This is a genomic window from Anaerobiospirillum succiniciproducens DSM 6400 (assembly GCF_000482845.1).
Taxonomy (GTDB): Bacteria; Pseudomonadota; Gammaproteobacteria; order Enterobacterales; family Succinivibrionaceae; genus Anaerobiospirillum; species Anaerobiospirillum succiniciproducens.
Genome location: NZ_AXWV01000021.1, coordinates 14,993 through 38,695, shown reverse-complemented (window position 1 = coordinate 38,695; position 23,703 = coordinate 14,993). Strand labels below are relative to the sequence as shown.

Below are 23,703 nucleotides of genomic sequence, written 5' to 3'. Positions count from 1 at the left end.
AGCCAGTTCGGCTCGATGCTAAAGCAAGTAGCCTCAATGGCACATGGAGAAAGCAAGCAGACTTAAAAGCACAGATAAAGATCACAACAAGCAGTTTTTACTTGTTGATCGCCGTGCTTTTAAGTCTTTGTTACACAAGGTGTTGTTTTTGAAACTTAACGCCTAATTTAAGTTGCACTACCTAGGTTTTAGCTAGAAGTTACTTTAAAAACTCTCTGATCTCCCATCAGAAAGTTTCTTATAGATGCTCTTACTAGTCGCACTTTTACTGCTAGCAAATAGAGCTCAGTTAATAGATTTCTTGCACTCAAACACTGCGTTGTTATGAGGGCATCACAAGGACTTGTTCACAATGGGAAAGCTTGTATTCGCTTGTAAGGCAACTCACGTTCCTTCTTTATATCTGTCTGAATTACCAGGCAAGCATCACGGCTGCCGTCAAGCAGCAATCGACGGCTTGCACGAAATTGCTCACCGTATGATGGATCGTGGCGTTGATACTGTAGTTATCTTTGATACTCACTGGCTGGTTAACTCTGCTTACCACATCAACTGTGGCAGCCACTTTAAGGGTACCTACACCTCCAACGAATTACCTCACTTCATACATGACATGCCATTTGAGCACACAGGCAACCCTGTTTTAGGTCAGTTAATCGCTGAAGAGGCACGTAAGCTCGGTGTTCGCGCCATGGGCCATGAAATCGACTCCCTTGAGCTTGAATACGCTACCTTAGTGCCAATGCGTTACATGGGTCAGGTTGAAGGCTGCAACTTTAAGGTTGTTTCAATCGCAGCATTCTTAACTTCTCACCTGCACAGCGACTCTCGCAAGATGGGTGAAGCACTGTTAACTGCTATTGAGCGTTATGACGGCAACGTTGGTGTAATCGCATCAGGCTCTTTATCCCATTACTTTATTCCAGATCACCGTGCTGAAGAGGGCTTAAATGCTTTCACCAACGAGTTCAATCGTCAGGTTGATGAGCATGTTATGAAGCTCTGGACCGAAGGTCGTTTTGAAGAGTTTTGCAAGATGCTTCCTGAGTATGCAGTAGCTTGCCAGGGTGAAGGCGCAATGCATGACACCGTAATGCTCTTAGGCCTGTTAGGCTGGGATCAATACAAAGAGAAAGTTGATGTTATCTGCCCTCTGTTCCCATCATCAGGTACTGGTCAGGTGATCTGTGAGTTCCCAATTCCTGAGTCAATCAAACAGCGTCAAAGCGCTTAAGAGGAAACTATGCCGCATTTTATTGCCGAGTGCACTGCCAACATCAAACAAGAAGCAAAGCTCGATGAGCTCTTTGCCAAGGTCAATGACTGCTTAGCCTCAACTGGTGTTTTCCCATTAGGTGGTATTCGTTCACGCGCAATTTTCCTGGACACCTATCGCATGGCAGATGGCGCACACGATTATGCCTTCGTGCACATGACTTTAAAAATCGGTTCAGGACGTGATCTTGAAACACGTAAAGCCGCAGGCGAAAAGCTTTTTGCAGTAATTACTGATCATTTTGCAGAACTGCAATCAAAACGTCTGCTAGCTCTCTCCTTTGAAATGCAAGAGCTCGATCCTGTGCTCAATTTCAAGAAGAACAACGTACACGCATTCCTTAAAACACAGCAACCATCGTAGTAGTCGTATATCAAGCTGTAGCGACACACAGTTTTTTATAAGTCTACGACGCGCCAGATACACACGCACTAATCTGGCGCGTGTTTAACTAACGCACGGCGTAAGCATTATGCTGTACAGGCAGCCCCTGCTAGGCAAATGATGATTTAAATTTATCAGAGCTAATAGCATAAAGTTTCAAAAATCCAAGCAGAGCAATAGAGCGTGAGCAAGACTCAACTTTAAGAACACTGCTTGGTATCTTAGTGAACTAGAACCTAAGTTTTAGGCATGGTTCATAAGTTTTAAACGTTTGATTGTTAGGTAAACATTGCACAGACAAGGAGTCTATATGCCCAAAGATTTTAATGGAGAACCCGGGAAGTTCTTTATCCCACTGCTTGGATCTCTCGTGGCATTTGGACCAATGTCCATTGACATGTACTTACCAGCGCTCCCAACCATTACGCAAGATTTAGGAGCCACTCAAGCGCAGATTCAGCATTCTCTCTCTGCATTCTTCTCTGGCTTCTGTCTGTCCATGCTCATCTACGGCCCACTTTCAGATGTAATTGGCAGACGCAAGCTGTTGGTTGTAGGACTGATGATCTTCGTTATTTCATCAGTTTTCTTAGCTTTTGCCCCTAACGCTGAGCTGTTCATTTTCCTCCGCTTTACCCAAGCGTTCGGATCTGCAGCAGCCATTGTTATGGCACGAGCGATCGCCAGAGACGCGTATCACCCATCAACGTTGCCAAAAGTAATGTCGCTCATGACCTTAGTCACGATGATAGCGCCTCTACTTGCACCAGTGTTAGGTGGCTATTTACTGTATTTCTTTGGCTGGCGCTCCATTTTCTATGCGCTCTCAATAATAGGATTCATAGCTTTTACCATCATCATCTTCGTTCTTCCTGAGACTGTAAAAGAGCAAGAGGGTGATGCATCGATCTTCAAGACGTCGATTAAGAATTACGCAACCTTGCTAACCTCCCCTGATGCGATGGGCATCATTGGTGTGTTTGCTTTCTCATTCGGCGCGATGTTCGCGTTTATCGCGGGTTCACCGTTCGTTTACATTGAGTACTTTGGTATCCCAGATCACTACTACGGATTCTTATTCTTACTCAATGTCGTCGGCATGATTGTGATGCTCCTTATCAACATGAGATTAATCAATCGCTTTAGTTTAAGGCAGATCATATTTTTCCAAACTACATTCCAGCTAGTAGCTGGAGCAGCATTGTTCATCTTGAATGAAACTAATGTCTACATCGTGGTTACTTGCGTAGTGCTGTTTATCTCGATGACCAATGCATTAGGAGCTAACTCCTTATCATTGTTGCTTGAACAACGCGGCAACATGGCTGGCAGTGCATCAGCACTGGCGATCTCGTCTCAGTTTGCTGCTGGATGTTTATCGTCATATTTGGTTTCAGTATTCCAAGATGACAGCCCTTGGGCCATGACGCTCATGATGCTCATCTTCGCTTCCTTGTCATTTGGTCATCAATTCATGATTAAAAAGACCAAGACTAACGAAGATACATCAAGTTAACTCTGCTTCCCAAAGTTAACTTTGCTGGTCTGATTTAACGCAGGTACACAAAGTTAACTTTGCTGGTCTGATTTAACGCAGGTACACAAAGTTATCTTTGTTGGTCTGATTTGACGCAGGTACACACAGTTAACGCGACACAAAGATTTACGACCGATGAGCCTAATCAGCTCAATCGTTACATGTAAAAGATTAATTAGCTTGTTTCTTAGCTGTAGTAAGTAAGCTCCCTTGAGGATTGATATCAAAATGGAAAAACTGTTAAAGAACCCTGCTTTATTGCAAAAGCAAGGCTTTATCAATGGTCAGTTTGTGGACTCATCTTCTAAAGCAGTTTTTGCTGTAACTGACCCTTCTAGCAGCAACGTTGTAGCTGAAGTTGCAGACATGACCGTTGAAGATACCTACAAAGCTATTGCCGATGCGCAAGTTGCATTTGAGTCCTGGAAGACCACCACAGCTAAGAGCCGTGCCCAGATCTTAAGAAAGTGGTTTGAGCTCATTAACGAGAACATCGACGATCTGGCAACCATCTTATCTGTTGAACAAGGTAAGGGTCATGCTGAGGCTAAAGGCGAGATCGCTTATGGTAATTCATTCATTGAATGGTTTGCTGAAGAAGGCAAGCGCATCAATGGCATTACCATGCAGTCTCCGCTTAGCACTACCCGTATGAGCTCAATTAAGCAGCCAATCGGTGTAGTTGCAGCTATTACTCCATGGAACTTTCCTAATGCCATGATTACCCGCAAGGTAGCTCCAGCATTAGCCGCTGGTTGCACCATCGTGCTTAAGCCTGCTGATGAAACCCCATTGTCTGCCTTAGCTTTAGCATATTTAGGTAAGCTGGCAGGTATTCCTGACGGTGTCTTTAGCGTCATTCCATCTAAAGATGCAGTTGGCACTGGCAAGGCCATGTGCGAAAGCCCAATTGTTAAGAAACTTACCTTCACTGGCTCCACTCGTGTTGGCAAGATCTTAATGCAGCAATGTGCTGACACAGTTAAGAAGCTTTCCTTAGAGCTCGGCGGTAACGCTCCATTTATCGTCTTTGATGATGCTGATTTAGACGATGCAATTGATGGCTTAATGATCGCTAAGTACCGCAACGCTGGTCAAACCTGCGTATGCGCTAACCGTATCTTCGTGCAAGAGGGTGTATATGACGCTTTTGCCAAAAAGCTATCTGAGCGTGTAGCTACCTTAAAGATCGGCGCATGGAACGAGCCAGGCGTACAGATTGGCCCGCTCATTAACGCCAATGCTCTGTCTAAGGTTGAAGATCACGTAAGCAATGCTAAAGACAACGGTGGTTGTGTTTTAACTGGTGGTAAGGGCCATGAAAAGGGTGCTCTTTTCTATGAGCCAACCGTAATCACCGGTGTAACTAAGGACATGAAGGTCTTCTCAGAGGAAACCTTTGGCCCATTAGCCCCACTGTTCAAGTTTAAAGATGAAAAAGAAGCCATTGCTCTGGCAAATGACACCGAGTTTGGCTTAGCTGCTTACTTCTACAGCCGCGATATCGGTCGTATCGTACGCGTATCTGAGGCTTTAGAGAGCGGCATGGTTGGTGTAAACACCGGCCTTATCTCAAATGAGGTCGCACCTTTTGGCGGTATTAAGCAGTCTGGTTTAGGCCGTGAAGGTTCAGCTTATGGTATCGAAGAGTACTTAGAGATTAAGTACATCTGCTTAGGTGCCATTGATAAGTAGGAGATTGTAATGCTTGACACTTCTGTCATTAATCAAATAGCCCGAGATCTGAACCAGGCCGAAAAGACCCGTGTCCAGATTCGCCAGATTTCAGCTCAGTACCCAGAGATCACCATTGAAGATGCTTACAGCATCCAGCGTGAATGGGTTCGTATCAAGACCGAAGAAGAAGGTCGCAAGATCATCGGCCACAAGATCGGTCTTACTTCTAAGGCAATGCAGCGCAGCTCCAACATTACTGAACCAGATTATGGCGCTCTGCTTTGCGACATGCTCTTTCACGATGGCGATACCATTCCAACTGATCGCTTCATCGTTCCTCGTATCGAGGTAGAGCTGGCCTTTATTTTAGGCAAAGACTTAGAAGGCCCAAATTGCTCAATTTACGACGTTTACCGCGCCACTGAGTTTGTTCAGCCAGCTTTAGAGTTAATCGATGCTCGCTGTCCAAACACTGATCCAGAGACTGGTCGTACTCGTAAGGTATTCGACACCATCTCTGATAACGCTGCCAATGCTGGCGTAATCACAGGCGGTCGTTTAATTCGTCCAGAGGACTTAGACCTACGTTGGGTAAGTGCTCTTCTATATCGTAATGGTTCTATTGAAGAGTCAGGCGTTGCAGCTGCGGTTTTAAACCACCCTGCAACAGGTGTAGCTTGGCTTGCTAACAAACTTCACCCATATGGCGAGAAGTTAAAGGCTGGCGAGATCATTTTATCTGGCTCCTTCACTATCCCTATCCCTGCTAAGAAAGGCGATACCTTCTTCGTTGATTACGGCAACATGGGTACTGTTAAGTGCTACTTCGGCTAAGCCTCAGTCCAAGCCAAAAGCAAAAGCTTGATGCACTAGCTAAAAGCAAAAGCATGAGGCACAAGCTCTCACTGCTTAGAGCAAAAGCTTAACGCACAAAGCAACAGCTCCCACTGCTTGCAGCTCTAGCTTGAGGCTTGATTGAAACTTAGCTTAAGAGCAACAAGGCTGATGCATTTATCCGCAGCATTGGCCTTGGCTTAAAAGATCACATGAGCCCCTAAGATACGAAGAGGCACACCAAGGCATTTGAATCAAAGTCAAATGCTCTAAGAGTGCTTTAGATGCGTCATATGAGCCAATGGGACGCATCAAAGTAGCAAAGGCAACTTTGCTATTGATTGAACAGACGCAAACTTAAGTTTGCATAGTACTCCACACCACAAGCGTTGCGGGTAGCAAAGACCGGCTTTGAGAGCTTTTAGACAAGATTAGTTGCAAAGCATCCTGCTAACCTTCCGCCCACTTTTCGGTGAAAACATGGAACTTTTCAAAAACACTTTTAAACACAACTTACAGCAGGGAAAGCTGCAGTTAGGCATGTGGCTAGGTTTAGCTAATTCCTATACTGCTGAGCTGCTTGCATGTACTGGCTATGACTTCCTGCTTATCGACGGCGAACATGCTCCTAATGATGTGCGTTCAGTTCTGCCGCAGTTACAGGCCATAGCACCATACAGCAGTGCTCCTGTGGTAAGACCAAATTACAACGATCCTGTACTTCTCAAGATGTACTTAGATATCGGAGCTCAGTCTTTCCTGATTCCGATGATTCAAAACAAAGAGCAAGCCATTGCTGCAGTAAGAGCTACTCGCTATCCACCAGAGGGTATCCGTGGCGTAGGTTCAGCCCTAGCACGTGCCTCACGTTGGAATAACGTAGATGGTTACTTACATAAAGCTAATGAAGAGATCTGCGTTTTAGTACAAGTTGAGACCAAAGAGGCTGTCGACAATCTAGATGAAATCTTATCAGTAGAAGGCGTAGACGGTGTTTTCATCGGACCTGCTGATCTCTCTGCTGACATGGGTTACATGGGTAATCCAAACCACGAGCAAGTGGTTAAGACCATTGAAGAATGCGTCAAAAAGATTAAAAACGCTGGCAAGGCTCCTGGCATCTTAATGGCCAACGAGCAAATGGCTAAGCACTATATCGAACTTGGCGCTCTATTCGTAGCTATTGGCGTTGATACCACCTTGTTATCAACAGCAGCCAAATCACTACTCTCTAAGTACAAGGATATTGAGCTTAAGACCGATAAAAACTCGGTTTACTAAGCAATACCATTAAATAGCAAATCGTATCTAATACTTTCACATATAGAACAAGCTAAGCACATGGCAGTTAACACTGAGATGTGCCTTACTCTTAAGTATCCCTCACTTTGCAATCTTGATATTTAAGAGCAGTACTCAAGCGCCACCTTTGCAGGCACTTAAGTTTAGCTTGTTGCTAAGAGGTTATCTTTGCTCGCCTTCTTAGCTAAGTTCACTTGTGAAAAGACCGTTCCTTTTAGTTTCTATCATCTGATGTCTGATGTTTGCTCCATCAGGCAACAGGAGAGATCTGCACTTTAAAAAAGTGATCTTCTTGGATTGTCTCGATCACTAAATGGCATTTATAAGCCATTGGGTAACGGTTTAAGCAGCAACTGGAACGACTGTGTTAGTGCTTGGTTATTGAGATGCAAGTGCAACATTGAAAAGGCCCTACTAACAATGAGTTTAACAAAAGAAAATCCAGCTCAACAACATGAGCAATATAACGACGAGCAGAAGGCGGTTATCAAGAAGCTCTTTACCAGACTTATCTTGTTCTTATTCATCCTCTTCGTGTTCTCATTCTTAGACCGTATTAACATTGGCTTTGCGGCCTTAACCATGGGTGAAGACATTGGTATCGATGCAACTGCATTCGGTATGGCAATGACACTCTTCTATGTGACATACCTTATTGGTGGTATCCCATCTAACGTTATTCTGTCCATCATGGGTGCAAGAAAATGGATTGCAATCATCATGGTGGCATGGGGTTTTGCCTCTACTGCAACTATGTTTGCTCAAGGTCCAACCTCTCTGTACATCATTCGTATGATTGTGGGTATTACCGAGGCAGGCTTCTTACCAGGTATTCTTTTATACTTAACCTACTGGTTCCCATCATTCTTCCGCGCACGTGCTAATGCACTGTTCATTATCGCTATGCCATTTACTGCAGCTATTGGTTCTGCTGTCTCTGGCTTCTTACTGCAGATGGATGGTATCTGGGGATTATCTGGTTGGCAGTGGCTCTTCTTCCTTGAAGGCTTCCCAGCTGTGATCTTAGGTGTCTTTGTTTGGTACTACCTGTGCGATTCTCCAGATAAGGCTCAGTGGCTTAACGATCGCGAAAAGGAAGTGTTAAAGGACATGATCGAAAAGGATCGTCTGTCCTTAGTGCAGCCAGAAGGTCCAAAGTCTCACACTGCACTGCAGCATGAGAGCCGTTGGAAAGGTATCTTCACCGCTCCAGTTATTTTATACACTATTGCTTACTTCTGTCTGTGTAACTCTCTGTCAGCATCCAACGTTTGGGCTCCAATGATCATTAAGAACGTTGCTGGCGCAGACACCTCTAACACTATCATTGGTATTCTGGCTGGTATTCCTCACGTTGCCACGATCTTGCTGATGTTAGTCTGGTCACGTAGTTCAGATAGTATGCAAGAGCGTAAATGGCATACATTCATCCCATATCTTATTGCGATGTCTGGATGGTTAATGTGTGCGGTGATGAATGACCCAACGTACCAATACGTCGGTATTATCATCGCAACTGCAGGATCATTCACAGCGATGGTGCTCTTCTGGACTACCCCAGATCAGAACATCTCTGACAACGCCCGCGCAGTAGCAATTGCTATCATTAACTCCGTAGGTAATATTGGCTCTGGTATCGGCCCTCTTATCATCGGTATTCTCTTTGATAAGACAGGCACTTTCGAGTCAGGCCTCATCTACATCTCAGCCTTGCTGATCATTGGTTCTATACTGATCTTATTCATCCCAATGACCCGCTCACGTCCACGTGCTACCCCATAGTAGTGACGTTTAGATAAGTACATGCTTAACGCATAATTTGGTAGGAGCAACAAATATGTGGCTCCTACCAAATAAAATAGCAAGCGCCTTAAAATCATTGATGTTTATACAGCGCTTGCTAAAACGCAAGAAAGTACAGAGCAATTACTTTCACAAGATAAGAATGTACTTAACTTCAAACTACTCTTAACTGCCCAGTGCAGTTGCTTGTGCCAAGGGCTAAGCCTTGGCATAAGCTCATCACCAAATCAAAGATCTCCACCTCCCCTCCTAATCCCAACGATCTGAATCTGTTAATTGCTCACGCTCCTCTTCTACAAAAGCTCACATTACTACTAGCCATCTCAAATAGAAGTTTAGAGCACAGCCTGCTTGCCAGTCTCCAAAGATCACAAGCCACTTCTTAGCAATTGAGTCTTAATGAAGAGGGCTACATCACTTTGCAGCTAACGTAAGCAAACATGCCACTCTTTGTGCTTTATAAAACAGTCGCACTTCACCTAAAAAGTGCAAAGAAGTAAAAGAACAGTCATAACCTGATTAAGCTCGCATTTAGAGCATCTCAAACGGCTAAATTCCACGCAAATTTGTCGGCCTATATGCCTGCTTGATCACAAAAGCGTAAAGCAAATAGGCTATTGATAAATTTTCACCTCAAACCACTTAAATAAGGCTCTATGCTTATGTCTCACTAGCAAACATAAAGCATTTTGCTTGTTTATGGCAGCTCATTGAGCAATAGATAAGTACTCTTGCCATGTTTGTCTCATGCAAAGCTTAAATAACTTAGTTAGCTCTAATTTCTAACTAGGCTAAGAAAGTTTGCCAAGAGAACTGCAACGAGCTTTGGAATAAAGCTTTAGCATCTGCTGCTCGTGTAACTAGTTGCATGCTTATATGAATTGAAAGCAGTGATTAATAACGATTGATAACAAGAATAAGCCGCATCAAAAGGATGGAATCATGCGTAATATTGATGTTGCCAAGGACAAATTAACCGTCGGCACACTTGATGATATTAGCTATCAGACTTTCTCCCATATGGCTTCGTTCTACGGTCGCTTTATGGAGCCGCATCGTCATGAGGGCTACTATCAGCTCCACTATATCGATCACGGCTATATCAATCTCAACCTTGATGCGACCTTGAACTTAACTCCTAAAGTTCCTCTCATCATTCTTACACCGCCTTCATGCCCGCACGCCTTCTTCTCTACTAATGTAACTACTGGTCATGTGCTTACTGTTCGTGAAGGCATTCTCAACCCAATGATTGAGAATCTGTGTACCACTAACCCGCACTTAGTTAATCTCAAGGCCATGTGTCTGTCTTTTCCTGAAGGCGGTGAGGTCAATCAAAACCTCGACCATTTCTTCGATATCATCAAGACAGCTGCAGATAAGTCTAAAAAGTGCCAAGACATTGTACTTGCTCATGTAGTTCAGGCTATGTTTGCCTATATCTTCACTCATGATTCTTTTAAAGATGAGTTCACTGGCAATGGCTCTACCTGCGGTGATCTTTCATTATTCCAACAGTACGTACGCTTAATTGAGACTAACTACGCTAAGCAACTTACCGTATCAGACTATGCCAAGCTCATGGCCGTAACTGAGTCACGCCTTAAAGAAGTATGTCGTCGCTTCTCTTCAATTTCACCAAAGCGCATGATCTTTGAGCGTGTCTCTTTAGAGGCAAAACGTCGCTTAGTATATTCTGATACTCCAGTAACTAAGATCGCAGCAGAGCTGGGCTTTGATGACCCATCATACTTTGCTCGCTTCTTTGTTCGTTGCGTCGGCCAATCTCCAACTCAGTGGCGTAAGCGCTCTCACAACATCCAACAGATGTATAGCGATATCTCCACGATAAATGATCCTGCTTTATCTGGCGAGCTAATCCCTGCACCAGAAGGTCTTGCTCAGATCGCCTCCCCTGCTCCCAAGCAAAAGACTCGCAAACCAAGATCAAGCAATACCAAGGCAGCTAAAAACGCCACAGAAGATCTTTCCTAAATACTCATCACATCCTATTCAATAGAGCGCCCATGGAAAACAAATGCGCTCTATTTGCCTAGCATCAGTGCCATCCTTACGACCTAGCAGCACTTGATCCCACGAAGCCTCATTCTATATCTCGATTTCAATTGAGCACTTTGCAAAGTCGCTGCACTTGCCCTCCTTTAACAACCTATCTTTTTATGCTCAGCTTCTGAAAGTAAGCCTAACTAAGCAATTTGTTGTAGCCATGATCTTGTATGCAAATACAGCAGCTGCAGTCGTCATCTACTAATAGTTTGGACCTCTGATAATTACAGCTAATTACTGATAATTACTGATAATGCTCCTGCCCAAATTATCCATCCATTGGCTAAGGACTTTTTTAGCATGTAAGGTGATGCCGTCTGAAGTGCGGTTAATTGGCTTAAATATGTACTTTATCAGCAGATAGGAGAGCTTTTCTTAGCTTTAGGTGGTTCATTCAATTTCAACTTGAGATTTCTTGCGCTGTAAAGTGTAAAAAAGTGAATCTAGGCAAATTAGATGCGATAGAACTGGTACTTTTAGTCAAATTTGTACTTGCGGATAGTTGTAGATCACACTTTTTATTGAGGTGATAGTCAGAATAGTTGATGGAGTTTTTCAACAGGATGAAAAGTTGCGACAAGTTGCATGCCATGTTCAAAAATGGACATAACAAGTGATAAGAAATTATCGTCTTGTCATGTGGTTTTGTGACTTGGAATAAGCTTTTTTATGAGCTTTATGAGGGCCGATATTAGCTAACGAAAAGTACCGGTTGAAATGTCCATTTGTTAATTAAAAAGCCATGCCTCAGTTAATAGAATGACATCAACACGATAACCTTATTTCTAACGAGGCTCCATCTAATGGCTAAGTACGAAGATTTCCGCAAAGATACCAAGCGCCCTTTTAACAAAGAAGAACTGTTCGCATCTTTCAGAGATGGTCGTGAGATTTACGCTTACGGCAAGCGCGTAGACGACGTTACCACTCACCCAGCTTTCCGTAACTCCGCTGCTTCTATCGGCAAGATTTACGACGCCCTGCACGACCCAGCTCTCCACGACAAGCTCTGCTGGGAAACCGACACTGGTTCTGGTGGTTACACCCACAAGTTCTTCCGTTTTGCCCGCTCATCACAAGAGTTAAAAGAGCAGCGCGATGCTATCGCTGAGTGGTCACGCTTATCCTATGGTTGGATGGGCCGTACCCCAGATTACAAGGCAGCATTCGGCAACGTATTAGGTGCATACCCTGAGTTCTATGGCCGTTTCGAGCAGAACGCACGTGACTGGTACAAGCGCATCCAAGAGAGCGTAATGTACTTCAACCACGCTATCGTTAACCCACCAATTGACCGTAACAAGCCAGTTAACGAGGTTAAGGATGTTTACATCAAGCTCGTAAAAGAGACTGATTCAGGCATCATCGTTTCCGGCGCTAAGGTAGTTGCTACCAACTCCGCCTTAACCCACTTTAACTTCATCGGCTTCGGTTCTGCCCAGGTTATGGGTGATGATCCTAACTTCGCTCTGATGTTCGTAGCTCCAATGGACGCAGAGGGTGTAAAGCTCATCTCACGTGCATCTTATGAGCTCGTAGCAGGTGTAACCGGTTCTCCATTTGACTACCCACTCTCATCACGTTTTGATGAGAACGACGCCATCTTAGTTCTTGATAACGTATTCATCCCATGGGAGAACGTGCTCATTTACAAGGACTTCGACCGTGCTCGTTCATGGACCATGGAAGGCGGTTTCGCTCGTCTGTTCCCATTCCAGGCATGTACTCGTTTTGCAGTTAAGCTCGACTTCTTAGCAGGTCTTCTCCAGAAGTCCTTAGAGTGCACCGGTGTTGCAGACTTCCGTGGTGTACAGGCTGACTTAGGTGAAGTAGTTACCTGGCGTCACCTCTTCTGGGCCTTAACTGACGCAATGTGCGCTGAGGCTACTGAGTGGCGTGGTGGCTGCTGGATGCCAGACACTAAGTCCATCATGACTTACCGTGTAATGGCCCCAATGGCTTACTCCAAGATCAAGAACATTGTTGAGCGTAACTTAACCTCTGGTCTGGTTTACCTCCCATCATCTATCCGCGATATGGAGAACCCAGAGATCGAGAAGTACTTAGCCAAGTACGTACGTGGCTCTAACGGTATGGACTTCGAGGAGCGTATCAAGATCCTGAAGTTAATGTGGGATGCTATTGGTTCAGAGTTTGGTGGTCGTCATGAGCTCTATGAGATCAACTACACCGGCTCACAAGACGAAATCCGTATGCAGACTCTTCGTCAGGCTAAGGCCTCTGGCTGCATGAAGGAGATGACCGACCTCGTAGATCGTTGCTTAGCTGATTACGATCGCAAGGGCTGGACTACCCCAATCTACCACAACAACTGCGATCTCGTAAAAATCGGCGACCTCGTATAATTAGGGAAGAACTATGACTAACGACACCGAGAGCATGCGTCTTGAGTTTAGAAATGCAATGGCCAACCTGGCCGCTGCAGTAAACGTGGTCACCACCGATGGTGAAGCAGGTAAGTGCGGCATCACTGCAACTGCAGTAATGTCCATTACCGACACCCCTCCAACTGTATTAGTAGCTGTTAACAAGAAGTCTGAGATGAACTCAGCCTTCCAGGGCAATGGCAAGATGTGTATTAACGTCCTGTCTGACTCTCAAGAAGAAGTTGCTGCCCACTTTGCAGGCATGAAGGGCTCCACCATGGAAGAGCGTTTTGCCGACCCATCATGGGAAAGTGGCAAGCTAGGTCTGCCAGTTAACACCGGCGCGATCTCATCATTAGAAGGCGAGATCAGCAAGACTGACGAGCTCGGTACCCACAATCTGTACTTTGTTGAGCTTAAGAACATCGTTGTTCGTGAAAAGGATGCTCTGATGTACTTTGCTCGCAAATTCAAGACTCTCTCTCGTGAGTAATTAGTCAAGATCGTCATCAAGAGCCAAGGATCGCCATTAAGCACTCAAACTCTTAGATGACCGACACCAACTATCAAGCAGTCGTTTAGCGGCTGCTTTGTTAGGTCTAGCATGAATCCATGCTAATAGATCTAGTTTTAGATCAAGATTTGTTCTAACTATAAGATGCACTATGCCTTGATTGGCGACAGTTTTAATTTGCCATAGTTGCTATTGCTCAGATGTGCATAGTGCACTTGTTTTAACTACCTCATTGGCCTTTTGCACTGGTGAAGACCAACACAGGTTCTCTAGCACCTGAATAACTCCATGGGACATCCATGCTAAAGGCCTTTTTCTCATCTAAAATAAGCCCCCTCTTATCAAGTAACGCCATCTTGCTACCCACAAAAAGACAAAGCCCTACTCTCTAATCCAAGTAATTTGCACGCTTATCCAAGAAATTGCCTCACTTACCCAAGCAATTGACTCACTTACCCACGCAATTGCCTCACTAACCCAAGGTAATTGCGCCAAGCGCCCGCCCCATAGATTGTGCTAATTAGTATCGCCATGCCCTTGATCCATTTTGGGCTGTCGTACTTATCGTTGTACGTGTATTAACGAAAGCAAGGCAGTGTGCTAATCTAAACTTATTGCTCCAACACTATTAGTGCACACCAAGATGCAGCCTAGCCGAGCCATTAAGTTAAGCTAGAGTGCGCAAAGACTGTGGCTTTTTAGAAAACTTAGTTACAAGCCCAAAAGATTGAGGCTTGTTAGAAAACTTAGTTACAAGCCAAACAGTGTTTTAATAGCAGAGGATCGTCGGGGGATTAGGATGTATACACCCATCAGCATGCCGCGCAAACAAACCGTGGCGAATCTGGTTTTAGAACAGCCGCTCAAAAGCGATCTGGACTTTACCGATGTCAAACAAGGTAGAGAGTATCTTAATGCCTTAGACGAGCAGCTTGTTTCGTTCTTCAAGCAAGGCTTTGCTGTTGCCTCTTTGCTTGAATACCGCACTTTCTACATCGATCAAATGCTCATGCAGCTCTTTAAGCACTTTAAGCTTGATAAGGCTCATGACGTCACATTGATAGCTGTGGGTGGCTATGGCCGTGCCGAATTATTCTTAAGATCCGATATCGACTTACTCGTTGCTTCTGTAGAGCAGCCGACTGAAGAAATACAAGAGAACATCTCATCCTTCATCTCCCACTTGTGGGATCTGAAATTAGATATTGGCTCCTCTGTTCGTACTATTGAACAGACACTGCAAAACGTTAATGCTGATCTCACCATCTGCACCAACATGCTTGAGACACGTTTTCTGTGCGGCAATATCCATGTCTACAATGATCTGCTCACAACCATTAAGAACGACAGTACTTGGAACACCAAGCGCTTCTTCCACGCTAAAGTAGCCGAAGAGCTTGATCGTCACCACGCCTACAAAGACACCTCATATGCTCTAGAGCCGGATATTAAACACAATCCAGGTGGTATTCGTGATATCCATGTCATGCAATGGATCGCCAACTTCCACTTCCAGGCCAAAACTCCTGAGGATATGTTAGTCCTCGATTTTCTGAGCAAAGAAGAATACGAGGAGCTCATTGAGTCTCGTGAAGTTCTCTATCAAGTACGTTATGCCCTGCATATCACACGCTTTAAAGATGACAATCGTTTAAGCCTTGATTGCCAGCCAAGTGTAGCCGAGTTATTAAACTACACTGGCACAAGCAATGAGCAAGTTGAGACTATGATGCGCGATCTATACCGTTCGCTGCGTCGTATTCGAGAGCTCAACTCTATGACCTTGCAGCTTGAGGTGCTGCGTATTACAGGTCATTTAGGTGATGACGAAACTCAATTTTTAAACAACGACTTTGTTCGTCGCGGCCCGCTTATTGATGTCACTGCACAAGATGTGTTTGAAAATGACAAGAGCAAGATGATTGAAGTCTTCTACCTCATGTATAAACATCCTGAGGTCGTAGGCTTACACGTCAATTGCTTACGTCTGTTAAGAAAAGCGCGTCGCTCTTTAACTAACTACTTAGTTGAAGTACCAGAGTGCAGAGCGATCTTTAAAACGATTTTGCAGACACCACAAGCTGCCGTCATCGCTTTTCCTTTGATGCATGAGCATCGTGTCTTATCTGCCTATATGCCATCTTGGGAAAAGATTGAAGGCCTCTGTCAGTTTGACATGTTCCACATGTACACCGTCGATGAGCACACTATTCGCGTGATTAAGAGCATCGACGCGATGAACAAGTCAGATGATCCGGCGCATGCTCTGTTTAAACATGTCTATGCACAGCTAAGCAATCCTGAGATCTTAGTGGTAGCAGCTTTAATGCACGACATCGCCAAAGGCCAAGGTGGTCACCATGCTCAGCTTGGTGCTGGAGAGTCCTTGTACTTCTGTCAGCTGCACCGCTATACCCTCTATCAAACTCGTTTAGTCTCATGGCTCGTTTATAACCATCTGTTAATGTCGGCAACCGCACAGCGTCGCGACATCAATGATCCTCAGGTAGTTAATGAGTTCACTAAGCGCGTACAAGATGAAGAGCACTTAAATCTCTTGTACTGCTTAACTGCAACCGATATCAGTGCCACTAACGATCGTGCCTGGAACTCATGGAAAGATCAGGTACTCAAGCAGCTGTACTTCTCTACTCGTCAGGCATTACGTCACGGTTTAGAAATGCCACATGACATTAAGCTGCATGCTGGCGAAAACCAACAGCTAGCGCTTAAGTACATGCGAGATCTGAACGAGCAAGATATCCGCACTTACTGGTCTTATTACAAGCACAGCTACTTTATCTACTACACTCCATTTGAACTTGCTTGGCATACACGCAACATTCTGCAGTTCGATGGTGAAAATAAACCGCTGATCCTTTTTGCTCAGCACGATAGTATGGGTACTGAAATACTTATCCATACTAAGGAAATGACTAAGCATTTTAACTTTGGCTATCTAGCGTATATTCTGGCAAAGAAAAAGCTCAATATTCAGGCGGCGCAGTTCATTCGCAACAAGCTCAATCATTCCTTGTGCACAGTTAAATTCCTGTCACAAAAAGGTGGTTGCATTGATAACGAACGCTTGCACTCCATTAGAAAGGCTCTGCTTGATGGTATTGGTGAAGAGCCTAATATCGATCAGCTTAATGCTCAGCAAAATAAGAATGCCAAGATCTTCAAACTCCCAACTCAGGTTAACTACATTGAAGATCATACTAATGAGGCTACTAACCTTGAGATCACCACGCTTGATCAGCCAGGTCTGCTAGCAAAAATTGGTATTACCTTTGGTCGTTTTGAGCTGTATGTTCGCTCTGCGAGAATTACCACCACAGGCGAGAGAGCCGACGACTTCTTCTCTGTTACCGATAGACAAGGTCGTCCTCTTAGCGAGCGCACAAAAGAAAAGCTTGCTAATGCTATTTGCGATGTTCTTGACCCTAAGCCTCTTGAAGAGGCTAAAGAGTCATCCAAATAATAGCTGCAGCACTAGCAGCAGCTGTAGCGGCATAAGCACTAGAGCAGTATCAATAACTGCCGTTGCATAAGCTGTAGCCGCATCATAAACCGTAGCAGCATCAGCAGCCCTATTAGCTTCACCGCCACGAAGCTCAAACCTCTTAGCCATCTTCAAACCTCAAGATCTTCTAGCTAGCGGTCATGCTAGCTAGGGGATAAGACCAGTCCAACGCCAACCACACTAGTTTTGCACAATGCAGGTGCAAAATTCATGTTTTTTTGCACTCACTCATCAAACAACGCACCTTTGCAATGCACTTAGCACAATTTTGCCCTAACTTGATCCATAAATAACAGCAAAAGGGCTTTTTCCTGATAAATATGTATCGCTTTGGACATGTTTTCTTGACTGTTGTAGGCATTGGGCTAATATTGAGCCTCGATCGCAGCATCAAAAACTATCTAAAAGCTGTTTGCTCACTTTTAGCAAAACTATCAAGTAGCTTGTTATTTAATATCAGCAAAACTACCTTAGATAGCTCTTATTTTGATGCGGCATGATCTAAAGATATGGCAGCACCCCCTTGATCACTTCGTTTTAGCTTCCATGAAATCATGCTCAAGCGTGACCTGAAATCGAATTAAACTCTTGAGGAACCGAAGATGTCACAGCAACTTCAGACCATTATCGATAACGCTTTTGAAAACCGCGCCTCTATTACTATGGCTAATTGCGACGCTAACGTACGTGCAGCCGTAAACGACGTAATCGCTGGCCTTGACGATGGCTCATTACGCGTTGCAGAGAAGATCGATGGAGAGTGGGTAACCAATCAGTGGATCAAAAAGGCTGTGCTCTTATCTTTCAAACTCCAGGACAACGAGCTCACTCAGATTCCTGGTGGTGCATACTACGATAAGGTTCCTTTAAAGTTTGACGGTTACACCGCTGAGCGTTTTGCCGCTGAGCAGACCCGTGCCGTTCCTGGTGCTGTGGTTCGTCGTGGCGCTTTCTTAGAGCCAAACGTTGTGCTCATGCCTTCTTTTGTAAACATCGGTGCTCGCGTAGGTTCAGGCACCATGGTTGATACCTGGGCAACTGTAGGTTCATGCGCTCAGATCGGTAAGGGCGTTCACTTATCTGGTGGCGTAGGCATCGGTGGCGTTTTAGAGCCTGTTCAGGCTGGTCCTACCATCATTGAGGACAACTGCTTCATCGGCGCTCGTTCTGAGGTTGTTGAAGGCGTAGTTATCGGTGAGGGTTCCGTAATTTCTATGGGTGTATTCATTGGTCAGTCCACCCGTATTTACGACCGTACCACCGGCGAGATCATGTACGGTAAGGTTCCTCCATACTCAGTTGTAGTATCCGGTAGCCTCCCATCTAAGGATGGCAAGTACTCCTTATACGCAGCCGTTATCGTAAAGCGCGTAGACGAGAAGACCCGCTCTAAGATCGGTCTTAACGAGTTATTACGTGAGGCTGAGGCTGAGAAGTAATCAGCTACACGCTAACTAAAGCTAGCACATGAACCTAAACTCATGTGCCCACAGCAGGCTAAGTACTTGTACTTAGCCTGCTGTGCTTTTAGCCCCAACCAAATAGCTGCCGCCACGCCAAACAGCCACCACCTCCAAATCATGCCCTGCATTCCGTGCGCTTTGAAAAGCAGAGCTCACTAAGCTGTCATAGGTACGCTTAATGATTCGTAAGTGATCAGGATTAGCGACAAATCTTTGTTTGTGATCAACTTTAGATCAAAATGCCATTATTGAACTGCAAACTCAGCAAAACGACCCTATTTTGCTCAAGTCTCGATCATAATTGCCTTAAACTGGTTGTTATTAATGCCATCACAATCTGAGACAGTTAGCAGCATCTACTCAGTAACCTAAGTTGTAATTTGCGTAAGTCTTTGGTGAAAAATGGGTTTATCATTATCTTGACAAATCGCAAATGCATGGGATTTAGCCATTAAATCAGGCTTTTAGATGCATATTAGGGACATTTCACAAATACAAAGGATGTTTAGCAACTTACTTGTCATTCAACTTGTGTTTTGACAAGCAGCTTTACATCCTAGATATTACAACTTACTCTCATCACCGAGGCCATGTATAAGCCCTCTATTCAAGAAACTGTAGCTCAGATTCTTCAAAAGACTTGAGTATAGTCAAAGATAAAGCCCTTAAAAAAGCGATCCAACTGGTTTAAAATACGCCACAGTATTCAAATGCGCATTATTTGCGAGTAGAATATGAGGCGCTATGCGCCACGTGCGTATTAAACTTTGTTGCCTAAATAAGGTTTTCATACAATCAGAGCAGAGAGTCGGTCACATTGCTTTCAATGAGCTTTTGTCATAGCAGTATGTGATAACGACTAAGTATCAAGAGAGAATGTTTAAGTGCCAGACTTTATCTACAAGTCATATAGCACTTCTTTTGTGCCATGCTCTAACTTACTAACTTAAACCAAAGTGCAACACCTACCGACCTGATGCTTAAAAAGCATAGGTGATGACAGTTTCGTATCTTGAAGCCTACTAGGCTACGTTAAACTCACTTAACTTCAGTGAGAAACGATAGAATCAAGCAACCATATAGTAATGCTTGGACCCATTAATTAGCTTCGGCCTCAGATTTAGGTAGAAAACATCAGTTTTTAATAAGCAATCTTTGCTAGCCTTTTCAAGGATCAAAGACCGAAGATGCACTAGGCAAGAGCCTTTCCTACTGCATTACTACTAGGAGCAATTATCATTATGGCCATTAGCAAAGCCAACTTAGGTGCAAAATCAGCTGCAACAGTTCGTAAATCAGCAGCTCCTGATGCTGGTAAGGCAGCACCAAGCACTGGCACTGGACGTTTGCCATCAATGCGCGAAATCCAAGAGCAAAAGCTTAAAGAGCGCCGCGACAAGCTCCAGGCTGCAACCGACAAGGTATTAGAGCAGCGTAAGCTTAAGGCTGAGCGTCAGGCAAAGCTTAAACAAGAGGCAGAGGCACGTCAGCGTCGCTCTATGATTACTTTCGTAATCGGTCTGTTCATCATGCTGACCTTGCTCATCTACTTCTTCCAGAACACTACTATGATCATCTTCAGCACACTGTTGATGTTCACTTTCTTCTTCTTAGGTATTGCCTATCAGCGTATGGTAATGCAGCTACTTGTGGTAGCTATTGCCTGTGTTGGCATTACGGCGGCTTTCTACACCATTATGAGCTCAATGTAAAAAGCCCCAAGCACCCTCTTTAGATGCCGCGCCCTGCGCGGCATCGTCGTTTTTGCCCCGACAAAAGCAACAAGCCACCTAGCTAAAGCACCAAGCGCCCTCCACTGAACCATACGCTAAACACCTTCCCAAGCCCCACAAAAGTTCACTCGCTCTCATAGCTTTGCTCAGTTTTGCAATGCTCTGATGCGCTTTTGCTCTGCCCAAATGCCCATGCCCTGCTCTCATATTATGGCAACCATTCATAGCAATAAATTTGCAGCTCCTTTGCCGATAGCACAATGTAAGTAGCGGTAGAGACAGCTTGCTAAGTTTTGATAGAGTCCTTGGTTGAACATGCGGTGATAGTTCTTGGATAGCGCTTGCTGTTTGATTGAGAGCTCTGAGTTAGAGTGCGAAGAAATGAGGCTTTGGCGGTTTTGCTAGATACAACATACAGGCATAAAAAAAAGCTCCTGAGGAGCTCTTCTTAATCTTGTGAAGTGGTGCCAAAGATGGGACTCGAACCCATACACTATCACTAGCGGCGGATTTTGAATCCGCTGCGTCTACCAATTCCGCCACTTTGGCTTCACGGGTGCTAATTATATTGATGTTAGTGAGTCTTTGCAAGCACTTTAACTGTCTCACTTGGGCGCTAGTGCTTAAACACATAGCAGCAAAGCACGTATTTTTACGATACTCTGCTGCGCTTATTAACTTAAAGCATAGCTTAGCCTTCATAAACTTATCTTAGCTTGCATATGCTTGTAAGCCTAAATTGACTTTCCTTCTCTAGACTTAGCTTTGCTATGCCTAGAGTGACGTACCTTTTATCTACTTAGTTTTTTTGAAAGCTTAGTTGGAGCTTTTTGTCTTAGACCTTGCGATTTAGGAGGTAGAAAGCCAGTCCAATAAAGAATATGGATGGAAGGAGCACGCCAATTATAGGCGGTATACCAATGCTAACAATGAACGTCGGTAGCACCTGATTGGCAATGTAATATGAAAAGCCTAAGGCCATGCCTAATAGAGCTCTTGCAGACAGAGCTACAGAGCGTAACGGGCCAAATACTGCTGAGGCTCCTAAAAGCATCATCACAATGACTATGACAGGCATCAAAAAGAGCATGTACATAGAGATGCGATAGCGGCTTGAATCAATATGATTATCATCTAGGTACTTAATGTAGTCATAAAGCTCAATGACATTAAGCTCACCTTGTCTTAGATTAAACACCTCAAGACGCTCTGGATTAATGTACAGAGCCCACTTTTGCATAGTATCGTGTTGCTTTAATACACGCTTATCTTCGTAGTTAAAAACCTTAACATCAAAAATATCCCAAGTGCCTTCTGAGGCATTGTAGATACCAGTTTTAGCTGTGGAGTAACGAGTAAGCTTAGTGCCCTCAAAGTCATAGCGTGAGAGCTGATGAATCGAGCCATCGGACATAACGCGAGTGATAAATACAAAGCTATCACCCTCACGAATCCAAGTACCCCAACCTGTACGTGATAAACGGCCCTCGGAGCGAGCGCTATTAAAAGTGTTCTGCGCATATTGCTCTGCCTCAGGAATGACGGTCTGACTCATGCCACAGACTAACAGCACCAGAGGAATTACCATCTTGCCAGCTGAATGAACAATATCAATTCGAGACTTGCCCATGTTTTGTACGATCACAAGCTCTGAGCTTTTAGCCAGCATGCCAAGGCCAATAACCGTGCCTAACAGCACCGATACTGGGAACATCATGACAAGCATGTTTGGCATTAAGAGCACGACGTACCACATTAAAAATACAAAATCGATATCGCCAGTACCAATATAACGTGACTTATCAATAAAAGTAATCAGAGCAGTTAAGAGCATCAGCACCGTTAGGCACAAGAAGATCATCTGCAACACTGTCTTTCCAATGTAACGATCAATTGTGGTAAACATGCTTATTTGTCCTCACCATCTTTATCGCTACTCTTCTTAAAGGACATGCCTAAAACTGATCCTTTAATCTTGCTCTGATGGATATGCTTAAGATACGTCTTTGGCATATTGAGCGGCAGAGCTACACATATCATGAAAAGTACCGGTACTAAATATAAGCCAGGATACAGACCTAGATTCTCAGTCTTAATAAAGTTACGTACCGACAATAACAGTAAGTAGTAGGCTAAATAGATTAAGATTGCTGGCGCTAATCGAGCAAAACGACCCTGTCTTGGGTTAACCATAGAAAGCGGTACAGCAATCAGGCACACAACTAAGGTGGTTAAGATTGGTGAAATACGCCACTGTGCCTCAAGATTAGCAATGCGTGAGTCACTGTTTAAAAGCTCAGTGGTGCTCATCATCGTAATCGCACGATACATCTTCACATCTTCAGTGACATTAGCTGAAACTGGAGCTTTAAACTCTTCAAAACGAGCTCTACGCATAGTGCCATCAGGCATATACTCGTAGCGTCTACCATTTTTAAGCTCTAGCCAGCGTACGCCATCTTCATCAAGGGCAATATGGCCCTCGTCGGCGGCAGTGATACTAGTAGTTGGACCACCCGCTCCTGCCATCTCAATGACATAGATGTTAGAGACATCTTTATCATCACGACCATTGTTATTTACGTCTTCTACATAGACGTTATATTTACCAAAGTTAACAAAGCGCCCGCTCTCAATTGGCAAAAACTCTGGATCAGTTAAAGCTTGTTTTTCAAGCGCATAAGCTGCAGTACTGGCTTGTGCTGATAATGTCAGAGAAATATAGCCTACAGCGCTAGCAGAGAGAACACCTAATAACAGCACTACCATCATAATGCGCTTAGATGAATAGCCTACGGCTTTCATTACTACCATTTCTGAGTCAGAGCAGATACGGCCTAAGGTAATAATCACAGCTGTATAGAGTGTCAGCGGGAACAAATAGGTCAAAAACTGTGGCATGGAATAAAACATGAACAGAGCAATGAGCCTTGGAGGGAATGCTCCCACGGCTACTTCTGTCATCAGCTTTACTGCAGTCTGACCTGCAAAAGCCACGACGAGGACTAATAAAACCACCAACTGTGATTTTAAAATCTCCTTGAAGATGTACTTGTCTAACTTATTCACGGTTCAATCCACAGAAAAATTCTTATTTAGAGTCATAGCAAGGGCTTAACACCGCTGCTTGCTCTGTTAAATTGTTTAGCTCATAGCCTAAGCCACTATGCTTAATTGCACTTTAAGCACTTTGGCAGGCT

At 44.3% G+C, this 23,703-nt stretch carries 15 protein-coding genes and 1 tRNA gene; 13 read left to right on the top strand and 3 right to left on the bottom strand.

Features of this window, described 5'->3' with window-relative positions; translation table 11 throughout:
* Positions 1-352 precede the first annotated feature (352 nt).
* The 13 genes from hpaD (at position 353) to H524_RS0103395 (ending at position 20,482) form a co-directional block, all read left to right on the top strand.
* Positions 353-1,234 (top strand): 3,4-dihydroxyphenylacetate 2,3-dioxygenase, encoded by an 882-nt coding sequence (gene hpaD / locus H524_RS0103465; RefSeq protein WP_027939220.1) that lies wholly within the window; start codon positions 353-355, stop codon positions 1,232-1,234.
* A 9-nt stretch (positions 1,235-1,243) separates the two neighbouring features.
* Complete coding sequence (locus H524_RS0103460) at positions 1,244-1,639, top strand: tautomerase family protein (protein WP_027939219.1); 396 nt, start codon at positions 1,244-1,246, stop codon at positions 1,637-1,639.
* A 331-nt stretch (positions 1,640-1,970) separates the two neighbouring features.
* Entirely contained in the window at positions 1,971-3,176 is a 1,206-nt protein-coding gene (locus H524_RS0103455) for a Bcr/CflA family multidrug efflux MFS transporter (RefSeq protein WP_027939218.1), read from the top strand.
* Between the two features lie 249 nt (positions 3,177-3,425).
* Complete coding sequence (locus H524_RS0103450) at positions 3,426-4,892, top strand: NAD-dependent succinate-semialdehyde dehydrogenase (RefSeq protein WP_027939217.1); 1,467 nt, start codon at positions 3,426-3,428, stop codon at positions 4,890-4,892.
* 9 nt (positions 4,893-4,901) lie between these two features.
* Positions 4,902-5,708 (top strand): 2-oxo-hept-4-ene-1,7-dioate hydratase, encoded by an 807-nt coding sequence (hpaH, locus tag H524_RS0103445; RefSeq protein WP_027939216.1) that lies wholly within the window; start codon positions 4,902-4,904, stop codon positions 5,706-5,708.
* Between the two features lie 480 nt (positions 5,709-6,188).
* A complete protein-coding gene (gene hpaI / locus H524_RS0103440) occupies positions 6,189-6,989 on the top strand; it encodes a 4-hydroxy-2-oxoheptanedioate aldolase (protein WP_027939215.1) in 801 nt (266 codons plus the stop codon).
* Positions 6,990-7,430: 441 nt separating this feature from the next.
* Positions 7,431-8,792, top strand: coding sequence for a 4-hydroxyphenylacetate permease (hpaX, locus tag H524_RS0103435; RefSeq protein WP_027939214.1), 1,362 nt, complete (start codon positions 7,431-7,433; stop codon positions 8,790-8,792).
* A 963-nt stretch (positions 8,793-9,755) separates the two neighbouring features.
* A complete protein-coding gene (locus H524_RS14085; RefSeq protein ID WP_052338886.1) occupies positions 9,756-10,808 on the top strand; it encodes a helix-turn-helix domain-containing protein in 1,053 nt (350 codons plus the stop codon).
* Between the two features lie 875 nt (positions 10,809-11,683).
* Positions 11,684-13,246 carry a 4-hydroxyphenylacetate 3-monooxygenase, oxygenase component gene (hpaB, locus tag H524_RS0103425; protein ID WP_027939213.1) on the top strand — a complete coding sequence of 521 codons (1,563 nt, stop codon included), beginning with the start codon at positions 11,684-11,686 and terminating at the stop codon, positions 13,244-13,246.
* Positions 13,247-13,259: 13 nt separating this feature from the next.
* Positions 13,260-13,760, top strand: a complete 501-nt coding sequence (hpaC, locus tag H524_RS0103420; RefSeq protein WP_027939212.1) for a 4-hydroxyphenylacetate 3-monooxygenase, reductase component — start codon at positions 13,260-13,262, stop codon at positions 13,758-13,760.
* 856 nt (positions 13,761-14,616) lie between these two features.
* Entirely contained in the window at positions 14,617-17,265 is a 2,649-nt protein-coding gene (glnD, locus tag H524_RS14080) for a [protein-PII] uridylyltransferase (RefSeq protein WP_169726123.1), read from the top strand.
* 644 nt (positions 17,266-17,909) lie between these two features.
* Complete coding sequence (gene dapD / locus H524_RS0103400; protein ID WP_027939211.1) at positions 17,910-18,746, top strand: 2,3,4,5-tetrahydropyridine-2,6-dicarboxylate N-succinyltransferase; 837 nt, start codon at positions 17,910-17,912, stop codon at positions 18,744-18,746.
* Between the two features lie 1,265 nt (positions 18,747-20,011).
* A complete protein-coding gene (locus H524_RS0103395; RefSeq protein WP_027939210.1) occupies positions 20,012-20,482 on the top strand; it encodes a hypothetical protein in 471 nt (156 codons plus the stop codon).
* A 483-nt stretch (positions 20,483-20,965) separates the two neighbouring features.
* On the opposite strand, the gene H524_RS0103390 is transcribed toward H524_RS0103395, so the two are convergent.
* From H524_RS0103390 to lptF, 3 genes are all read right to left on the bottom strand, one after another.
* Positions 20,966-21,052: transfer RNA gene (locus H524_RS0103390), tRNA-Leu, on the bottom strand.
* A 286-nt stretch (positions 21,053-21,338) separates the two neighbouring features.
* Complete coding sequence (gene lptG / locus H524_RS0103385; RefSeq protein WP_027939209.1) at positions 21,339-22,409, bottom strand: LPS export ABC transporter permease LptG; 1,071 nt, start codon at positions 22,407-22,409, stop codon at positions 21,339-21,341.
* A gap of 2 nt (positions 22,410-22,411) precedes the next feature.
* Positions 22,412-23,572: an LPS export ABC transporter permease LptF gene (lptF, locus tag H524_RS0103380; RefSeq protein ID WP_027939208.1), complete on the bottom strand. Its 1,161-nt coding sequence runs from the start codon at positions 23,570-23,572 to the stop codon at positions 22,412-22,414.
* Positions 23,573-23,703: the final 131 nt, after the last annotated feature.

Coding starts and splice junctions, on each gene's coding strand:
- H524_RS0103395 (WP_027939210.1), top strand. CDS start 20,012: ATGGCCATTAGCAAAGCCAACTTAGGTGCAAAATCAGCTGCAACAGTT.
- hpaX (WP_027939214.1), top strand. CDS start 7,431: ATGAGTTTAACAAAAGAAAATCCAGCTCAACAACATGAGCAATATAAC.
- H524_RS0103450 (WP_027939217.1), top strand. CDS start 3,426: ATGGAAAAACTGTTAAAGAACCCTGCTTTATTGCAAAAGCAAGGCTTT.
- H524_RS0103455 (WP_027939218.1), top strand. CDS start 1,971: ATGCCCAAAGATTTTAATGGAGAACCCGGGAAGTTCTTTATCCCACTG.
- hpaC (WP_027939212.1), top strand. CDS start 13,260: ATGACTAACGACACCGAGAGCATGCGTCTTGAGTTTAGAAATGCAATG.
- hpaD (WP_027939220.1), top strand. CDS start 353: ATGGGAAAGCTTGTATTCGCTTGTAAGGCAACTCACGTTCCTTCTTTA.
- hpaI (WP_027939215.1), top strand. CDS start 6,189: ATGGAACTTTTCAAAAACACTTTTAAACACAACTTACAGCAGGGAAAG.
- lptG (WP_027939209.1), bottom strand. CDS start 22,409: ATGTTTACCACAATTGATCGTTACATTGGAAAGACAGTGTTGCAGATG.
- hpaH (WP_027939216.1), top strand. CDS start 4,902: ATGCTTGACACTTCTGTCATTAATCAAATAGCCCGAGATCTGAACCAG.
- H524_RS14085 (WP_052338886.1), top strand. CDS start 9,756: ATGCGTAATATTGATGTTGCCAAGGACAAATTAACCGTCGGCACACTT.
- hpaB (WP_027939213.1), top strand. CDS start 11,684: ATGGCTAAGTACGAAGATTTCCGCAAAGATACCAAGCGCCCTTTTAAC.
- H524_RS0103460 (WP_027939219.1), top strand. CDS start 1,244: ATGCCGCATTTTATTGCCGAGTGCACTGCCAACATCAAACAAGAAGCA.
- dapD (WP_027939211.1), top strand. CDS start 17,910: ATGTCACAGCAACTTCAGACCATTATCGATAACGCTTTTGAAAACCGC.